Origin of the sequence: Microbispora sp. NBC_01389, assembly GCF_045040095.1 — a bacterium.
GTDB lineage: Bacteria > Actinomycetota > Actinomycetes > Streptosporangiales > Streptosporangiaceae > Microbispora.
This window is the reverse complement of the sequence record NZ_CP109552.1, coordinates 2,088,519-2,105,912: the sequence shown is the minus strand read 5'-3', so window position 1 is coordinate 2,105,912 and position 17,394 is coordinate 2,088,519. Positions and strand designations below refer to the sequence as shown.

General features: G+C 66.1%; 19 protein-coding genes, 1 tRNA gene and 1 pseudogene. 10 read left to right on the top strand and 11 right to left on the bottom strand.

What is annotated here, in order from left to right:
- Positions 1–43: 43 nt before the first annotated feature.
- From OG344_RS09400 to OG344_RS09390, 3 genes are all read right to left on the bottom strand, one after another.
- Complete coding sequence (locus tag OG344_RS09400) at positions 44–886, bottom strand: carbohydrate ABC transporter permease (RefSeq protein ID WP_405087885.1); 843 nt, start codon at positions 884–886, stop codon at positions 44–46.
- A gap of 10 nt (positions 887–896) precedes the next feature.
- Positions 897–1,853 carry a carbohydrate ABC transporter permease gene (locus OG344_RS09395; RefSeq protein WP_405087884.1) on the bottom strand — a complete coding sequence of 319 codons (957 nt, stop codon included), beginning with the start codon at positions 1,851–1,853 and terminating at the stop codon, positions 897–899.
- Between the two features lie 72 nt (positions 1,854–1,925).
- On the bottom strand, positions 1,926–3,203 hold the full coding sequence (locus tag OG344_RS09390) for an ABC transporter substrate-binding protein (protein ID WP_405087883.1): 1,278 nt from the start codon (positions 3,201–3,203) through the stop codon (positions 1,926–1,928).
- Positions 3,204–4,070: 867 nt separating this feature from the next.
- On the opposite strand from OG344_RS09390, the gene OG344_RS09385 reads away from it, so the two are divergent.
- Positions 4,071–4,427: a hypothetical protein gene (locus OG344_RS09385; RefSeq protein ID WP_327048841.1), complete on the top strand. Its 357-nt coding sequence runs from the start codon at positions 4,071–4,073 to the stop codon at positions 4,425–4,427.
- A 212-nt stretch (positions 4,428–4,639) separates the two neighbouring features.
- Here OG344_RS09385 and OG344_RS09380 read toward each other — a convergent pair whose 3' ends face one another.
- On the bottom strand, positions 4,640–4,945 hold the full coding sequence (locus tag OG344_RS09380; RefSeq protein WP_405087882.1) for a hypothetical protein: 306 nt from the start codon (positions 4,943–4,945) through the stop codon (positions 4,640–4,642).
- A 1,105-nt stretch (positions 4,946–6,050) separates the two neighbouring features.
- Here OG344_RS09380 and OG344_RS09375 point away from each other — a divergent pair.
- A complete protein-coding gene (locus tag OG344_RS09375) occupies positions 6,051–7,352 on the top strand; it encodes a ricin-type beta-trefoil lectin domain protein (RefSeq protein WP_405087881.1) in 1,302 nt (433 codons plus the stop codon).
- Between the two features lie 179 nt (positions 7,353–7,531).
- On the opposite strand, the gene OG344_RS09370 is transcribed toward OG344_RS09375, so the two are convergent.
- Positions 7,532–8,788, bottom strand: coding sequence for a CynX/NimT family MFS transporter (locus tag OG344_RS09370; RefSeq protein ID WP_405087880.1), 1,257 nt, complete (start codon positions 8,786–8,788; stop codon positions 7,532–7,534).
- 84 nt (positions 8,789–8,872) lie between these two features.
- Between OG344_RS09370 and OG344_RS09365 the strand changes: the two genes are divergently transcribed.
- From OG344_RS09365 to OG344_RS09355, 3 genes are all read left to right on the top strand, one after another.
- The gene (locus OG344_RS09365; RefSeq protein ID WP_405087879.1) at positions 8,873–9,511 is read left to right on the top strand and encodes a FadR/GntR family transcriptional regulator; all 639 of its coding nucleotides are present in this window, start codon (positions 8,873–8,875) and stop codon (positions 9,509–9,511) included.
- A 286-nt stretch (positions 9,512–9,797) separates the two neighbouring features.
- Positions 9,798–10,034, top strand: a complete 237-nt coding sequence (locus tag OG344_RS09360; protein WP_405087878.1) for a hypothetical protein — start codon at positions 9,798–9,800, stop codon at positions 10,032–10,034.
- A 543-nt stretch (positions 10,035–10,577) separates the two neighbouring features.
- The gene (locus OG344_RS09355; RefSeq protein ID WP_405087877.1) at positions 10,578–10,715 is read left to right on the top strand and encodes a hypothetical protein; all 138 of its coding nucleotides are present in this window, start codon (positions 10,578–10,580) and stop codon (positions 10,713–10,715) included.
- 48 nt (positions 10,716–10,763) lie between these two features.
- Here the strand turns inward: OG344_RS09355 and OG344_RS09350 are convergent, their stop codons facing one another.
- Both OG344_RS09350 and OG344_RS09345 read right to left on the bottom strand, forming a co-directional pair.
- Positions 10,764–11,105, bottom strand: coding sequence for a winged helix-turn-helix domain-containing protein (locus OG344_RS09350; RefSeq protein ID WP_405087876.1), 342 nt, complete (start codon positions 11,103–11,105; stop codon positions 10,764–10,766).
- Positions 11,102–11,524, bottom strand: coding sequence for a hypothetical protein (locus OG344_RS09345; protein WP_405087875.1), 423 nt, complete (start codon positions 11,522–11,524; stop codon positions 11,102–11,104). Before OG344_RS09345 ends, OG344_RS09350 begins: the two co-directional genes overlap by 4 nt.
- Positions 11,525–11,869: 345 nt before the next feature.
- On the opposite strand from OG344_RS09345, the gene OG344_RS09340 reads away from it, so the two are divergent.
- Positions 11,870–12,280 carry an Imm10 family immunity protein gene (locus OG344_RS09340; RefSeq protein WP_405087874.1) on the top strand — a complete coding sequence of 137 codons (411 nt, stop codon included), beginning with the start codon at positions 11,870–11,872 and terminating at the stop codon, positions 12,278–12,280.
- A 249-nt stretch (positions 12,281–12,529) separates the two neighbouring features.
- Positions 12,530–13,132 carry a hypothetical protein gene (locus OG344_RS09335; protein ID WP_405087873.1) on the top strand — a complete coding sequence of 201 codons (603 nt, stop codon included), beginning with the start codon at positions 12,530–12,532 and terminating at the stop codon, positions 13,130–13,132.
- A gap of 431 nt (positions 13,133–13,563) precedes the next feature.
- On the opposite strand, the gene OG344_RS09330 is transcribed toward OG344_RS09335, so the two are convergent.
- Positions 13,564–14,238, bottom strand: coding sequence for an IS3 family transposase (locus OG344_RS09330; protein ID WP_405087872.1), 675 nt, complete (start codon positions 14,236–14,238; stop codon positions 13,564–13,566).
- A gap of 254 nt (positions 14,239–14,492) precedes the next feature.
- On the opposite strand from OG344_RS09330, the pseudogene OG344_RS09325 reads away from it, so the two are divergent.
- Positions 14,493–14,930 (top strand): annotated as a pseudogene (locus OG344_RS09325) (transposase); the annotation flags it as partial.
- Between the two features lie 190 nt (positions 14,931–15,120).
- Entirely contained in the window at positions 15,121–15,582 is a 462-nt protein-coding gene (locus tag OG344_RS09320) for a transposase (RefSeq protein ID WP_405087871.1), read from the top strand.
- Here OG344_RS09320 and OG344_RS09315 read toward each other — a convergent pair.
- Entirely contained in the window at positions 15,536–15,916 is a 381-nt protein-coding gene (locus OG344_RS09315) for a transposase (protein ID WP_405087870.1), read from the bottom strand. The genes OG344_RS09320 and OG344_RS09315 overlap by 47 nt on opposite strands.
- A 156-nt stretch (positions 15,917–16,072) precedes the next feature.
- Between OG344_RS09315 and OG344_RS09310 the strand changes: the two genes are divergently transcribed.
- A complete protein-coding gene (locus tag OG344_RS09310; protein WP_405087869.1) occupies positions 16,073–16,339 on the top strand; it encodes a DUF4282 domain-containing protein in 267 nt (88 codons plus the stop codon).
- A 116-nt stretch (positions 16,340–16,455) separates the two neighbouring features.
- Here the strand turns inward: OG344_RS09310 and OG344_RS09305 are convergent.
- Both OG344_RS09305 and OG344_RS09300 read right to left on the bottom strand, forming a co-directional pair.
- Positions 16,456–16,528, bottom strand: a tRNA-Ala gene (locus OG344_RS09305).
- Positions 16,529–16,656: 128 nt separating this feature from the next.
- Entirely contained in the window at positions 16,657–17,373 is a 717-nt protein-coding gene (locus OG344_RS09300; RefSeq protein ID WP_405087868.1) for an HAD family hydrolase, read from the bottom strand.
- Between the last annotated feature and the right edge of the window lie 21 nt (positions 17,374–17,394).

Sequence of the window (17,394 nt, the reverse complement as noted above, 5' to 3'; positions counted from 1 at the left end):
AGTACCGCATCGGTGTGGCGGCGCTCGGCGCCGCCGCACCGCCTCAGCCCTTGAAGGCGCCGTCCATGATTCCGGCCACCATGCGCCGCCCGACGAAGACGAACAGGACGAGCAGCGGGAGGGTGGCGAGGAAGGAGCCGGACATGGCGAGCCCGAGGTCGATGTTGAAGCTGTTCTGCAGCGCCTTGATCGCGATCTGAACGGTGTACATCTCCGGCGACTTCAGCACCACGAACGGCCACAGGAAGTCGTTCCAGGCGGTGACAAAGCCCAGCAGGCCGAGCACGAAGGCGGCGGGACGTACCAGCGGGAACGCGACGCGCCAGAAGATCTGCCAGGTCGACGCCCCGTCGATGCGGGCCGCCTGGAGGATCTCGTCACTGATGGTGGACGATATGTGCTGACGCATCCAGAAGATCCCGAAGGCGTTCGCCAGGCCGGGGACGATCAGCGCCTGGAGCGTGTCCACCCAGCCCAGCCACGAGGTGATCATGTACTGGGGGACGATCGCGAGCTGGGTCGGCACGGTCATCGTCAGGACGACGAGCAGGAACAATGCGTCGCGGCCACGGAAGCGCAGTTTGGCGAACGCGAAGCCCGCCAGCGCGCACAGCACCGCCTGGCCCACCCCGATCGTCCCGGCCACGACCAGGCTGTTGACGACCGACCGGACGAACGGCACGGTCGAGAACACCAGACCGGCGAGGTGGAAGAAGTTGCCGCCCGGCACGATCTCGGGCGGCAGCGTCGTCGCCGTCGCGGTGTCGGTGGTGGCGACGACGAACATCCAGTACAGAGGGAACAGGCAGGCGAAGGCGGCGAGCGCGAGCAGCGCGTAGGTCCACCATCGGACACGATCGCCGGAGCGTGGTCTCGTCATGCTCATGATCGCCCCCTCAGCCCTTGACCGGGCGGATCCGGGTGGACAGGAAGTAGTTGAGGCCGGCGAACCCGACGACCATCACGAACAGCGCCACGCCGATCGCCGCGGCGTAACCGAACTTGAACTGGATGAACCCCTGCTCGAACAGGAAGAGAGTGAGCGTCTGGCACTGACGGATCGGCCCACAGGTGTTGGCCGCGCCGCGGTTCACGAGCAGGGCCTCGGTGAAGATCTGCAGCCCGCCGATCGTCGAGGTCACGATCGTGAACACGATGACCGGCCGCAACGCGGGGAGGGAGATGTGCAGGAACTGCCGCACATTTCCGGCCCCGTCGACGGCGGCCGCCTCGTAGATCGCCCGGGGAACGGCCTGCAGGGAAGCCAGGTAGAGCAGCGTCGTGTAGCCGAACCACCGCCAGGCCACCATGACGGCGATCAGCACATGGCTGCCCGCCACCGACTGGGTGAAGTCGATGTGCTCGACGCCCACCAGGCCGAGCAGCCAGTTCAGCAACCCGTAGTCGCGGTCGAACATCTGGACGAACACGATGGCGGTGGCGGCCACCGAGGTGACGTACGGCACGAGCATCGTCATGCGGAAGAACACCGCGAGGCGCAGCCGCACGTGGTTGAGCAGGTGCGCGAGCAGCAGCGCGACCAGCAACTGCGGCACGGTGGACAGCAGCCAGATGCTGACGGTGTTGCGCGCCGCGTTCCAGAACCGCACGTCCCCGAACAGCCGGTCGAAGTTGTCCAGGCCGACGAACACGTGCTCGCCGATCGGGTTCCAGTCGAACAGCGCCACGTAGAAGGTGAACAGCAGCGGGATGAGGCCGAACACCGCGAAGAGCACGAAGAACGGGGCGATGTAGGCGTAGGGGGCGATGATCTCGGTGAAACCGCGCCGCGCCGCCTCCACCGGCGGGGCGGGGGGCAAGCCCGCCGTGGTGGGGGTGATGCTCGTCGTCACGGTCTGCTCGCTTCCCCGCCGCCGGCGCCGTGTCGGGAGGACGACCCGCGCCGGCGGCGCTCGTGAGGGGTTCTAGCTGCCGATCGCGTTCTTGATGTTGGTCACCGCCGCGTCCCACGCCTTCGCGGGATCACCCTTGCCCTGCTCGACGTTGGTGATGGCGTTCGTGAACTCCGTACCGATCGTGGTGCTGTCCGGTCCGATGAGGAACGGCTTCAGGCCGAGCAGAGAGTCGGTGTAAATCGTGCCGATCGGTGCGCCGGAGAAGAATTCGTCCTTGGCGGAGGTGAGCTTCGGGTCCTTGTAGACCGACGGGGTCGCCGGCAGCGACCTGGCCTTCGAGAAGTGGTCGAGCTGGCCCTGCGGCGACTGTGTGGCGGCGATGTAGTCCCAGGCGGCCTTCGGGTTCTTGGCGCCCTTGGGGATGGCGAGGAAGCTGCCGCCCCAGTTGCCCGAGCCGCCGGGGATCGTGGCGATGTTCCACTCGCCCTTGGTGTCGGGGGCGTTGTCGCGGATGGAGCCGAGCATCCAGACCGGTGCGGCGATGACGGCGAATTCCCCCTTCTTCATCGCGGCGCTCCAGCCCTCGGTGAAGGTGCTCTGCTTGGCGGTGATCCCGGCGGCCACGGCCTTGAGCGCCAGGTCGAAGGCGGCCTTGACCTGGGGGCTCCGTTCGTACACCAGGTTGCCCGCGGGGTCGTAGTACTTCTCCTGCCCCTGGTTGACCACCTGCGAGTACACACTCCCGCCGGCGTTGTCGACGAACGCCTTGCCGGTGGCCGCCGTGTACTTCTTGCCGGTCTCGATGAAGGCGTCCCAGGTGGGCCAGAGCTTGCTGACCTCCTCACGGTCCGTCGGCAGCCCGGCCTTCTTGAACAGGTCGGCGCGGTAGGCGATGGCCATGCCGCCGACGTCGGTCGGGATGCCGATGATCGAACCGTCCTTGGTCGTGGGCTGGCTGATCACCCAGTCGAGGTAGTCACCCTTGATCTTGTCTGCGCCCATCGTGCGCAGGTCGACGAAGTTCTGCGGCTGCTGGACGAACTTGGGCAGGTCGTCGCCCTGGATCAGCACCAGGTCGGGCACCTTGCCGCCGGCCAGCGCCGTCGTGAGCGCCTGCGCCGTCTCCTGCGCGTTCCCCACCTCGGTCAGCTTGATCTGGATGTCCGGCCTCTTCGCCTTGTACTCGGCGGCGGACCCCTTCGCGTCGATCCCGGTGAACGACCAGAACTCGAACGACGAGCCGTCCGACCCGCCGGAGGAAGTCCCGGACGACGAGCCTGAGCAGGCTGCCATGCTGAGGGCCGCGGTAGCGGCGAACACGACCGCTGAGACCTTGCGGAACTTCACGGCGACCTCTTTTCGCTTGCTGTGGTCAGGATGTGAGGTGTGGCCCGGCACCGAGAGACTGCGCTGCGCTCGCCGGACACCCCTCGCGTTTCGGTCCCGGTGCTTTCCCGGAACGTAGGACGGCGACGGTGCCGTGCTCCTTCAGCTCCGGACCGCGAGCGCCGGACAGGTTCGGCACCGCCATGCCGACCTGGTGTTTCATCTGCAGAGCCTTCTGACCTCACTCTTGGCGGCTTGAAACTTTCGGCGCCGCCACGTCGATCGTTTCTCCGGGACAGTAGGCCCCTGCCAACCTGACCGTCAATATTCTGATGGTCAGGTGTCTGAAACTATCGGCCTGACCGTTTTATGTTTCGGCCACGCATCCCGGCGAGGTGCCGCCGCCGCTGCTGCTGTACGCGCACGGTCTGCCCTCGGGGGAGATCACGGCGGCGCTGGGCCGGTCCATCGGTTCGACGGCGGGGCCCGTCGCCCTCGGTGATCACTAGTCGTCGCCGGTGCCGGAGTCGACCACGTCTGGGTGAAATGAAATTCTCACCCGTCACGCCGGTATTACGGCTCCGCAGGACTGATCCCCGACCAGGTGGCATGCCTGGCCCACCCTCACGAGAACCACAATGGCAACAGGTTAAGGCCGGGCCGAATCGGTGGGTCTCAATCGTCTGTCTGGACGCCTGGAGGCCCCGACAATAACGTCCGGTGTGCTCCGCCGACATCATGAAGAGGGTGAGGTTGGAAGTGACACGTTCCAAAGCACGTAATGCGGTCAGCTCTTTCGCCATCGTCATCGCGACACTCGTGGCGATCCTGATGCCGGTCACTCCCGCGCATGCCGCCTACGGCCCAGACCAGACCGTATCCCTTACGGTGACCTCGAATTCCGGACCGTCGATCACACTCGCCCAGCTGACCGGCACGCTGGCCTTCGACGACGGAAACACGAAGTTCAGGTACTCGCTCAAGCTGTGCTGGGGGAGCGGGTCCTACCCCAGGCCGAACTTCTACGTCGCCGTCAACGGCAGCACCTACCTCTATCCGGCCCAGACAGGCACGGCGACCGCTCCCTCCGGCTGCCAGCAGTACCTGTTCCTCTACGACGGTGAATACACCCACTCCACCACCCTCGCGAACGTCACCCTGTATGTGACGGGCGGCTGGTTCTATCCCGGCAACACCTACAACAGCCGCACCAAATCCGTGACCTACGACAACCCCTACAACTGAGCCGTCCGGAAAGCCGCAGGCACACCGCCCCCTGCGTACGCGACTGGGACACAACCCCGTCCGCACACAGTCCTGCACCCTGATGGCGTGCCGGACCTCGTTCGCGCAGACGCCGTGGCCATGTCCTCCCTGCCGCGGAACGGCCTCCGCCGCGGGCAGCCGGGCTACCCTGCCCCGGCGACCCCGGCGGAGGGCGATCCGCCGAAACTTGATCAGTCGACGCACATCGCGGTGTGGGTGGCTTGGAAGACCCAGGTTCCGCCACCCGGAGAGGAATAGGTCAGCAGCGCGCTGTAGGTTCCAGGGGTGCAGTCGTGGCCGACCGCGAGGACGGCCTGCCGGGCCCGCTGTTCGGCCGCCGCCAACCCGGCCGCATAGGTGTTGCCCGCCCCCACCGCAGTGGCACTGCGGGGAGTGTCATAGCCGTCGGCGTGCGCGGCCACGGACGTGGTCGCCAGGCCGGCCGCCACCACCGCTGAGACGAGACCGAACCGGTGAAGCCAGGTGACTTTTCGCATGCTTCTCCTTACCAGGGACGGACATTGATCGATCAATAGAGATCTAGCGCAGATCGATGTAGCGGCGATATTAACCACTTGGTCACAGTAATATGGCGGCCGTTGTCCTCATGATGGAGCACATGAATAAAGCCCTGGGGGAATCATCTATTGCGTTGATGTTCGATTGTTGGTACGGGCGGTTTCCGCGCCCGTCCGTTCGTCCTCCCTGCCGGAGGTGAACAACACCTTCGGCCCAGAAAGCACCGCCTGTTTTCAGGCCGGCGAAGCCGAATCCAGATAGTCGGGCTTCAGGGAATTTGCGATTCCTCGGATGTGCCCGATTCGAGGAGGAGGCCGGCCCGCACGGTCCCGCCGCCGCCTACGATCTGGCCGGTCTCGCCTCGGCCCTACGTGAATTTCATCGCGCAGTACTCGGATTTGCGAGTGGCTGTGCGCGACGGGGAGAGACCCGTTCCGCTCTCGGCGCGCTCGCCGAGGCGCGGCTCATCGAGGTGGTGACACCGTACCGGCCGGACGCCGCGTCCTGGATCGCCCACTTCCGGGCGTCGAGAACGGCGTTTCGGCCCCGGCCGCCGGGAAGGGTCGCAAGAAACTTTCACCACCCGAACACCTGCCGGTCTGCCGGGGCGCGTCTCGTGACCCCGCACCGCGTCGGCTTCCCGGCCGGCCGCCGCGCGCTAAGGATCCCACCCGAGCACCAGGTCGGCCAGGCATCGTGACCTGCACCGCAGCCACCGCACCGGCCCGTGCGGCGGGCGGACGCTGTTCGACGGTTCGCGTGATCGGGCGGCCACCGTACGGATCCGACGGGGTAGGGGCGTTTGCGGTCTGTGTGCGTACCGGCCCGGCGCGATAAGTGCGGTCGGTTGACACTTTTTGTGACCGCGGTGATATTAACTGCACATTGCTCTCATCGGCTTGTTCCGCCTGACAGGAGCGCATTTTTGCAGTCGATGGCCCGCCATGTTCATCTCTGGATTCGGCCGGCGCCGACCAGCCCGGCCGCGGTGGAAGTGGCCGAGCCGTCGCCGGGCTCCGTCGGCGTGCGCCGCGCATGCCGCATCCGACACAGAGCGCCGTCGTGACACCTTCGGAGGGCGAAATGAGAAAACGCTCGATCATCAGCGCGGCACTGGCGGCCGCGGTCGCCCCGCTCTGCGCCGCAATGGTGACACTCACCACGACGCCGGCCGCAGCCGCGGTCGGCGGCTCCGGCCCCTACCCGGCCGACTACGAGACCTCCACCAGCCTGTCCAATCACACCATCTACCGGCCCGGAACCCTTCCCTCCGAGAAGATGCCCATCTTCGTATGGGGCAACGGAGGTTGCTCCGCCAATGGGACGGGGCAGCTGAACTTCCTCCGCGAGATCGCCTCACACGGGTTCCTGGTCATCGCCAGCGGCAGCCCGAACGGCTCCGGTTCGACGACGTCCCAGATGCTCACCCAGTCCATCGACTGGGCGGTCGCGGAGAACAGCCGCCAGGGCAGCAAGTACAACGGCAGGCTCGACACCAGCAAGATCGCTGTAGCGGGCTGGTCCTGCGGCGGGCTGGAGGCCTACGCCGTCTCCAACGACTCGCGTATCACCACGACCATGATCTTCAGCAGCGGCCTGCTGAACGACTCGGACGACTACCAGCTCCGCCGGCTGACGAAGCCGATCGCCTACTTCATCGGCGGGCCGAGTGACATCGCCTACCCGAACGCCATCGACGACTGGGGCAAGTTGCCGACGGGGCTGCCCGCGTTCATGGGCAATCTGAACGTCGGACACGGGGGCACCTACGACCAGACCAACGGCGGCGAGTTCGGACGCGTGGCGGTGCTGTACGTCAAGTGGCGGCTGAAGGGCGACACGACGGCCGGCACGAACTTCGTCGGCCCCAACTGCGGCCTGTGCAACACCCAGTGGCAGGTCCAGCAGAAGAACCTCACCCTCGGTGGCAGCCCGTCCCCCTCCCCGTCGCCCAGCGGCAGTCCGTCCCCCAGCCCGACCGTGACTCCGACCTCCGGGGGCGGTAGTGGGGCGGTCAAGGGTGTGGCCTCCGGCCGCTGCGTGGACGTGCCCGGCGCCACCCAGAGCGACGGCACGCAGGTGCAGCTGTGGGACTGCAACGGCCAGAACAACCAGACCTGGTCGTCCACCTCCGCCGGTGAGATCCGGGTCTACGGCAACAAGTGCCTCGACGCCGCCGGCACCGGCAACGGCACCAAGGTCCAGATCTACTCCTGCTGGGGCGGCGACAACCAGAAGTGGCGAGTCAACGCCGACGGCAGCATCACCGGCGTCCAGTCCGGCCTGTGCCTCGACGCCACCGGAAACGGCACCGGCAACGGCACCAAGCTCCAGCTCTACAGCTGCCACGGCGGCACCAACCAGAAGTGGACCTGGAACAGCTAGCCCGTACCTGTGGCCTGCGGCGCGGAACACTCAGCCGCACCGCAGGCCACTTCCGGCAGTCCCTCTCCCCGCCTGAGCATCCTGATGTGATGCACGGGTGCGACGCCTGGGCTCGGGGCTGGCCGGGGATGATCCTCTGCATATCCCGCAGACCTTCGGATCTGTTCGACGCATGACTCTTATCGTCGCGACTGCTGGTCAGCGTCGCGCTTCGTCGGCTGTGGCGCGGAGTCCTCCACGAAGCGAGGACGGCAAGCGAACCAGCCGGCGATCACCCCTGGGACGGCGGTCGCAGCGAGCACCAGGAGCGAGATCGACCATGATCCGGTCGCCTCGCGCAGCAGGCCCAAACCGATCGGGCCGAAGCACGCCAGCCCATAGCCGATGCCTTGAACGAAGCCCGACACGGCAGAGGCTGTCTGCGGGCTCCTGGTTCGACGGTTTATGAGGGTCATGCAGAGCGGGAAGGTGCTCACCCCGATTCCCAGCGCACACATCCACACCAGCGTGCCGTCGAGCGGGGACAGGAGCAGGCCCAGGTATCCCGTTACCAGGAAGACCGCGCACCCGGCAACCACGATGAACGGGTTCATCATGCGGGTGGCCAGGTGGGGAACCACCAAGGCCGCGAGCATGCCCCATGCCGAGTAGAGCGCGACCATGGAGCCGCCCAGGGCCGCGCTGCCTCCTGCGTCGGTGAGCACTGCCGGGACCCAGGTGATGATCCCGTAGTTGGACAGCGAAATCATCGCGAAGAGGATCACCAGCCCCCAGACGGTTGATGATCGACTGATCCTCGGTCCCGCATCGGTCGCCGTCACGGCCGCGGGCGCGTGGTGATCGGCGGGCAGCCTGAGTGCCAGGACGAGCCAGACCACACCAGCCACAGCAGCTGGTCCCGCCCAGATACCCACCGAGAGCCGCCACGTCGCCGCTTCCGCTACCGGGACCGCGAGGAGCGGGGCGATGAACTGGCCCGCCTGCATGAGGATCAGGTAGAGCGAGGTCCCCAGGGCCAGCCGATCGGCGAACCATGCCTTCACCAACGGAACGATCACGACGTTCGCGGCTCCGATTCCGGCCAGGGCCAGCACGGTCGAAAGCACCAGCAACGAGGGCGTTGGAGAGAAGGCGCGCACCAGGAGTGACAGAGCCGTCAGGCCCAGCGCCACAGTGGCCGTGCGCTCGAGTCCGAACTTCCTCGTCACCGCTGGGGCGAGAAACCCGAAGATGCCGAAGGACACCGCCGGCACCGTGCCGAGCAGGCCGGACAGCGTCACCCCGAAGCCGAGATCGGATCCGATGATCTCCAGGAGCGGAGTGAACCCGGTCACGGCCGTTCGCAGATTGACCGCTGTCAGGGCGATGGCGAGCCAGGCCCACAAGGTCAGACGCCCACGGTGCGACGGAACGAGCGGTGGGGAGAGCGATGTCACGTTATACTCCGGTGTAAGGTCAGCAGATGATGGGATTATGGGATGAGTTCCGAAGATTCTGGCACGCGACAGCCGATGCGTCGAGTGGGACTCATCGACCAGGCCGCCGAGCGATTCCGCGAGGAGGTGGTCTCCGGACGCTGGCCGGTCGGTGAGCAGATACCGACCGAGGCCGCACTGGTGTCGGAGTTCGGGATCGGCCGGAACACGGTGCGCGAGGCGCTGCAGTCGCTGGTGCACGCAGGTCTGCTGCGCCGCGAGCAGGGCCGCGGCACCTTCGTCATCTCCAGCTCCGAGCTGACAGGCACTCTTGAACGTCAGCTCGCCGGTGGCACCCGTCGCCACTACCTGGAACTACGCCGCGCCCTTGACAGCGCCGCAGCGTCACTGGCCGCCTTGAACCGCTCAGATGCCGACGTCGAGCTGCTGCGCGAGCTGCGCGACCGTCGCGAAGCGAGCTGGTCGACCGATGATCTCGACCTGCGAGCGAGCGCGGATCTCGCCCTGCACCGCGCGATCGTGGCAGCGACGCACAACCCTCTCTACGTCAAGCTGTACACCAGCATGCTCGACATCTTCGCCGCCCACATGCGCGACGAGAAGAGCGAGGACGAGGACGCGGCACACCGCCACCACCACGAGCTGGTCGAGGCGATCGTGGACGGGGACGCCGACCGCGCTGCCACGAAGGTGATTTCCATCTTCGAACCCTTCATGCGCTGAACCACGCAACTGCGTCCCCGCTCGGGCGAGGCGTCTCTGACGATGCCCCGCAACGCGAAGCGCTGCAGGCCGGTGATGGTGCCGGCATAGCCGAGGTGGGCGAGAGACAGTCCGCGAGTGACCGTGAGTGCCCCCTGTTGACCGCCCTTAATGGCACGCTAATGGCACGGCGAGCATCTCCCCGAGTTACCGGCGCCGTACTGCGCACGGCTGCTACAGCGAAGATCGATACGTACATAACCGCAGGTTACGGAAACGATCAGTCTCGACACGTACACTCGGAGACGTGACAGCGCCACTCGAAGAGTACGAAGATCTTCACCGACTGGTCGATCAGCTCCGGCCGGATCAGGTGCGGGAGGAGCGTGCGCGGCTCCTCCAACTGGTCCACTCGCGTTCAGAGGAGCCAGAACTCGGTCCTGATGGTCTGCCCACACTCTTCGGTGCCTTCCGCGCTGGCAGGAGCGACGCATCCGAACAGGTAGAAGAGATCCTCACCGAGGGCTACGGGCGCGAAACGTGATCGTAGTCGACACGGGCCCCATCGTGGCCGCGACTTTTCAGGACGACAAGCACCACGAACGCTGCATACGGGAGTTCATCCGGGTCCGCGATGCCAACCGGCCGTTGCTCGTCCCCAGCTTCGTTGCCGGCGAGAGTTGCTACATGCTCGGCAAGCTCGGTGGAGTCAAGGCAGAAGCAGCGTTCCTGGCCAGTGGCCCTGTTGTCCGATCGGGTCCCCAGTCACCGTGCCTGCTATGAGGTGACAAAGCAGCTCGACAACTCGCGTGAGGACGGCTCAAGAGTGGATCGCGCACGGGAGAACGCGAAGGCCGACTAACGATCAAAGCCCAGGTGGGGAAAAGAGTCCCTGGCCTGGGCTTTGAGTGGGTGGAGCCTAGGGGATTCGAACCCCTGACTTCCTGCTTGCAAACGGGAGCCAGTCACGACGTAGGGGGATCCTCGCCCTGCTCAAGAGGTAGTTACGGGCCGGTCGCGTGTGATGATGTGAGGCGGCGTTGCTGTACCCCGCTGCTGTACCGGTGCCGGCTCACACCGCGCTCACATGGTGAATCCGCCTGGCGGGCGGGGGCTGCCGGTGCGGGTGTTCGTCGGGTACGGCGGGGCTTATTACTCCTGGCAGTCGGTTGAGCAGCGGCACCCGGTCTCCGACATGGAGCGCTGGTCTCAGCGCCGCACGTAGGCGGCCAACACCTGCGCCGCGCCGCAGGACGATCTGGTTGGTCCGACGTCAGTCGGTGAGATCGGCGATGGCTCGCAGCGCCGCGACGTGCCTCGCGTACGCCGCCTTCCCTTCGTCCGAGAGTGACAGCCACGTACGCGATCGCCGGCCGACGCGCCCCTTTTCGACGTGGACGTAACCCGCCTTCTCCAGCAGCGCCACCTGTTTGGAGAGCATCGCGTCGCTGATCTCCACACTGTCTCGCACTGCCGCGAACTCAGCGTTCGCGAGGCCAGCGAGCGCGGCGACGATCGAGAACCGGACCGCGTGGGTCAGCAGGTCGTCCAGATCATGGCGCGGGTGGCTGAGGCCTCCCGCGTGCCCGCGATCGCTGTCTTGCCCGTAGCTCATGCGTGCCGCTCCCGGAACGCTCCGATGAGCATGGGCAGTGGGACGATCACGCTGGCGGGCAGCCAGTACGCCAGGTCTCCGATTGTCTCGCCGGTGCCCACAGCCAGCGCCACGCCGTAGAGCGCGAAGCTGCCGCCCCAGTAGGGGCTGATGCGCCGACGCGTTCCGGCAAGGTGGACCAGGCGGCCCCGCTCCCACACCGTCATAACCACGACCAACGCCCCCCACGCGGCGAAGACGGCGGCTTTCAACAGCTTCGACTCGATCAGTCCGACGCCAGCCGTGACTAAGCCGATGCTGACACCGAATACGACAAGTTTGGTGCTGGCCCAGCGCGCCCGTGCGCGCAGCCGTTGAGACGCGTTGGCGGCGGAGCGTAGCGCGTCACGAGCCGCCTCAGGTGTCATCCCGTCATCCATGCATGCCACTCTGGCATCTAGTTACCAAAATGGCAAGTACATGTCGCTCTGGTTAGCCTGGCCTCGCGTGTTCCATGTTCCCGGTGACCTTCCTCGCGCGCGGAGGACCCCCTGAGCTGGAGCCGCCTCGGGGATCGAAGCCAGACCTTCTGTTTACAAGGAGGATCGGCGATGTCCACGGGTGTCCACCGCTGGCCTGGAGCCCTGGTCACGGGCGGCTCTGGCAAGGCACTCAGTCCACCGGCTTCCACAGTCGTCCAGGGCCGTTGTTAGCATCGGCGTTAGCATGATCGTTTCTTTGGCAATCGGGGCACCTGTGAGCCATCTGGCTGATATAACCCCTGCATGACCTACCGATTCACTGCCCGCGCGGCTACCGGGGACGAAGAGTTCGATGAGGATTACCGCCAAGCCGGGGTGGCGGAATTTGAGGATGGCAGCGGTTTCATCCTGCTCTTCATGAGCGGCATCGAAGAGGCTGACGAGCAGGACGTGGATCTTGCCCAGGACACCCACTGTCTGGTTACGGCCAATCAGGGAACCGCCTACGGTTGCGTTCGAGAAGTCGCTGTTCGCGATGGCAGATTGCGCGTTGTGCTCGACCCGGCTGCTCTAGACGATCTCGGCTTGGAGGACCCGGTGATCGAAGCCGTGTTGGACGCCCCCGAGACCGACGTGAACCGCATGTGTGATGTGCTCCGCCGCATACTCACCTATGGAAGAGCCGATGCCAGACCGGCGCTTGTCGACCTGTAGGGATCGTCCGATGTGCTGGTCAGGCGGGCGGACGCGTGACCGTGGGGGCGGACAGCTCAGTACATCGATATCTAATCCGTCCCTATGGCTGACCTTCGGCGACTGTCCAGCTCATGCGCTGAGCTGGGCTTTCAGTGTTCGCCGCTTCTCGTCGTTTCGCGCTGCTTTTCGCGCTCATGTGCCCTGGCTGTGCCCTGCCCTAGCTTCCTTCGCTTGGTCGTCCGCCATGTCGTCGGGTAAAAATGCACGGTGATCCCCAACGGTGTTCTTGATCCGCTGGCGTTGAGCCAACTTTGGGACCGACAGTGGCCTGAGTGCCCGCCGTTCGCCTACTGGCTACGCGGCCACTATCCGGACCGCTGGGTTAGGTTTCACAGCCTGCCGGAGTCTAAGCGCTACCCGGATAATGAGGCGGAATACGCGATCGTGCTCGGCCGCCACTACACCGTGCTGTCCGATCTCGATCCGGGCCCAGACCTTCTGGTCATCACGGCCGAATGGACGGACACGCCGGCGACCACACCCCAGCAGTGGCCGAGGCGATCCGAAGTCGCGCCAGCAGCGCAGCACTGGCAGACCCTCATCGAAGAGCCCGACGAGGACCCCGACTTCCGCAGCTATACGCAGCTCTATACCGAGACACGACCGTGGCAGCCCGGCATCATCGACACCCTGCTACGAGCGGTCGCAGACGACGAAATCCGCGGCGTAATCCTCGGCCCCTCGGACCTCCGCTGGCTATATCACCCATACGACGGCGGCGCCGACGTAATACTGCCCACGCGCGCCGAACGTGATGCTCTCAAGGAGCGGCATCGTGCCTGGCTGTCCGACCATCCAGCGGGCCTCTAGGACATACGGCATCGCCGATACCCATGACCAGCGGCGCAACTGCCAGAGTCCTCGGCCCGTCCCTGATTTTTCGTCTGCCGTCGACCCATCGCGTATGGGCAGGGGGCCGGCCGCAGTTAGGTCTAGGGTCTGCAAGGTGCTTCCCTATCAGGCAACGACAAGACGTGCTCGAACTTGCCGTATGTACTCTCTAGCTGCTGGGTCCGTCCGCTGTTGTCCACCAGTATTACATTCGCAGATCTTGGGGTAGTGGGTCGCCTCGGCGGCGGTAGTGGCTGATCAATGCCCGGGTCTGATGGACCGCCCGGAACAGCGACCAGGCCAGGATGTGCTCGATGTCGTTGATCGCGGCGAGGAAGGTGCGGGACAGCACCCGGCGGATCTCGGCGAGGGAGGGACGGATCAGGCGTGGCGGGGTCAGCAGGCCGCCGTCACTTCCCGGCGCTGGGGATCTTTTCCCAGGCCCGCGCGCATGACCGCGAGGAAGGCCTGGGCGAGCATGCAGGTGGTGACGTGTCGATGCCAGGGCGTCCATTTGCGGACCTGGTACTGGTCCATGCCGAGCAGGTCCTTGCCCTGACCGTTCCGTCGTGATGCTCGGACATGGCGTAGCCGAGCAGCCGCCGGGAGAACAGGTCCTCGACCGTGGCCAGGTAAAGCGGACCCTCGTCGGTGTCGATCTGTGTGCCGTCGCCGACCCACAGCACGTCCGGCGCCACCGCGGTGAACTTCCTCCCGACCAGGTCCGGCGCGGCCTTGCGCTTACCCTGCCGGGTCAGCGACCTGCGCTTCTTCGGCGCGCGTCCGGCCAGGCCCAGCTCGGCCATCCGCGCGGCGACCGTGTTCTCCGACACGCGCCAGCCCAACTCGTGCAGGTCACGGGTGACGCGGGGCGAGCCGTAGGTGCTGCCCGACGCGGCGAACAGGCGCTTGATCTCCGTGTCCAGCCGGGCTCGTCGCTGCTCACGACCGGTCGGCGCCTCGACGCCGATACGGCCCTTCCACTTGTAGAACCACGCCTGCGACACCCCCAGCGCCCGGCAGGAGGTGGCGTGGTCGACACCGAACTCGGTCTTCTGGGAACAGATGAAGGCCGCCACGCTCACCGGCCCATCGCCTCCTTCACCCACAAGACCACCGAGCGCTTGAGGACTGTGAGACTGGACAGGCACCGCCCGGAGCGCCCAGGTCTGACCCGGCTTGAGACTGGCCCCGTTGCCTTCGTGATGACCTGTCGCCTGGGCCTGGGCGGTGCCGCCGACCAGGCGGGGATGTGTCCCCATAGGGGCCTTGCGAGCGCATCGTCACAGTCCTGACCTCCTCCGCCCGGCCGGTGACCCCCGAGCTCGTGAGGAGAACCATGACCCGCGCCGTTGCCGAGACCACCCACGTCGATGATGAAGAGATCGTCTTGGGGGTGGACACCCACACCGACACCCACGTCGCCGCGGTCGTCACCGCGCTTGGAAGGCTCGTTGCCACCGAGTCGTTCCCGACGACCGCAGCAGGGTATACCGCCCTACTCACCTGGGCTCGCGGACACGGCCGGCTGCGCCGGGCCGGCGTCGAGGGCACCAGTTCCCACGGAGTGGCGCTCAACCGCTACCTGCACGGCCAGGAGATCCAGGTCCTCGAGGTCAACCGGCCCAACCGGGCGGCACGGCGCCGACGCGGCAAGAGCGACGCCGTTGACGCCGAGAACGCTGCGCGGGCCGTCCTGGCCGGGCAGGCCACGGCGATCGCCAAGACCGGCGACGGCGCGGTCGAGGTGATCCGGCTGTTCAAGATGGCCAAGGACTCCGCGATCAAGGCGCGAACCCAGACCATGAACCAGCTCAAAGCCGTACTCACGCGAACCGATCCGAGTCTGCGCGACTCGCTCAAGGAGCTGGGACAGGCCGCGCTGCTACGCACATGCGCCGCGCTCCAGCCCCGGCTCCCTTGGCGGGATCGAGGACGCGGCCATCACCATCCTGCGCATCCTGGCCGTGCGGATCCTCACGCTCACCGAGGAGATCCGCACCCACGAGAACGCCCTGACCCAGATCATCACCGGCTGCGCCCCACGGCTGCTCGAACGGCACGGAGTCGGCCCGGACACCGCTGCTTGTCTCCTTATCACCGCAGGTGACAATCCTGATCGGCTGAACAGCGAGGCCGCCTTCGCCGCGCTGTGCGGTGTCAATCCGATCGAAGCGTCCTCTGGAAAGACGGCCCGGCACCGTCTCAACCGCGGCGGCGACCGGCGCAGCAACAGCGCCCTCTACACCGTCGTGCTGACCAGACTCGGACGCGATCAACGCACCCGCGACTACGCGCAGCGGCGTACCGCCGAGGGCAAGTCCAAGAAGGAGATCATCCGCTGCCTCAAACGGTACGTCGCCCGAGAAGTCTTCCCGATCATCAGGGAAGCGCTCTCACCAGCGCAAACCTCCTCAGCGACGACTTGACAAACATAGGGGCGTCATCACGCTCGTCTTCCAGCTCAGCGCGGTCCTTCTCCCAGGCCGCCTTCTCGCGCGCGTGCTGCTTGACCAGCTCGGCCTTCTCTCGCCGTAGCCGTGCCAGCTCCTCTTCGGCCGACTCCTTCAGCGTCCCGCCTCCGCCGTTCCCGCCGGCCTGCCCACCGGCGAGCCGGTCCATCTGCACCCAGTTGTGCAGCGTGTACTCGTTGATACCAAGGTCTCGCGCCACGTGCGAGACGGGTTTGCCGGTTTCCTTGACGATCCTTACCGCTCCGGCCCGGAACTCCGGATCAAAGCGACGCCTCGTGGTTCCTGCCACGACCAAACCTCTTCCGGTTCGGTCTCCACGCTAGGAGGGGGTGACAAGCCCAGGAAGATGACCACTCCATACCAGAGTCAAGATCCACAGAGCAGCTACACAGAGCCATCGGTCGCCCCCTCACAGCATGCACGCCAGGCCGATCAGAAAGGGTTCATGGCCCGCGTCTTCGACTTCAGCTTCGAGCACTTCGTGACAACGAGCATCATCAAGGTCATCTTCGTGGTCCTTCTGATAGCCGAAGGGCTCTATGCCCTGGTGGCGGCAAGGGCCGGCACGGGCATGGTCCTGGTGGCGCTCATCCTCGTACCTGCGGGGTGGTTCGTCGCTGCCCTCGTTACACGGATCTGGATGGAACTCCTCATCGTGATCTTTAAGATCAAGGAAGACCTGGGTGCCATTCGCAGCCGCGGCGGATTCTGAGCTGCGGTTCGCCAGGGCGACAAGACCTAGAGCCAGCGTGCCGTTGCTGTACTTTGCTGCTGTATGAGATCGAAAAGGCCACTTCCCGATCATGGGAGGTGGCCTTTGACGTGGGGTGGAGCCTAGGGGATTCGAACCCCTGACTTCCTGCTTGCAAAGCAGGCGCTCTGCCAGCTGAGCTAAGGCCCCTGGGTGGGCGCGAATCGCGAAGACAGGCAGATCTTCGAGCCCTCCGGTGCGTACACCGTAGCAACAGCGCGTGTGCGAGCGCCACTCGGCAACGCGCGGGACACAGCTACGGGGAACTGCCCCGCGGGTCAGGAGGCCGAGGTGACCACCGAGGGCGCGCCGACCTCGTTGGGCAGGACGAGTCCGGGGAAGTCGGCGATGGAGTCGAGGATGTGGGTGGCGCCACCGCCGAGCAGGCGCTCCCTGCTGTGGACGCCGGTGAGCACCCCGGCGACGATGGAGGCGCCCGCGCGCCGGCCGCAGAGCATGTCGCTCTCGGAGTCGCCCGCCACGGCCACCTGCCGTACGTCGTCGACGCCGGAGCGCAGGACGGCGGTGAGCACCATGTCCGGGTACGGACGGCCACGTCCGGCGTCCTCCGGGCACAACGCGAGGTCCAGCATGCCGACCCAGCTGAGGGAGCTCAGCACCCGTCCCAGGGTGGCCCGGCTGAAGCCGGTGATCAGGGCGATCTTCAGCCCGGCGTCGCGCAGCTTTTCGATCGCCTCGATGGTGCCGGGGATCGGGACGAGACCGGCCCGCTCGATGGCTCCTTCGTACGAACGCTCGAAGGTGAGGTTGGCGGCCTGCGCCTGGGCCTCGTTGCCGGGGAAGATGCCGCGGAAGACTTCGATCTTCGGGCATCCCCGGGACCTGTGCACATGCACCATCGCGCGGGCATAGGCGCTGGTCCCGGGGACGATGCCCTGCGTGGCGATCGCCTCGGCGAACGCCCGTTCCACCATGTCGGTGTCACCGATCGTGGTCCCGGCCAGGTCCAGACAGGCCAGCTTCACGGGAGCCATTCCCGCACCTCTGCCACGATC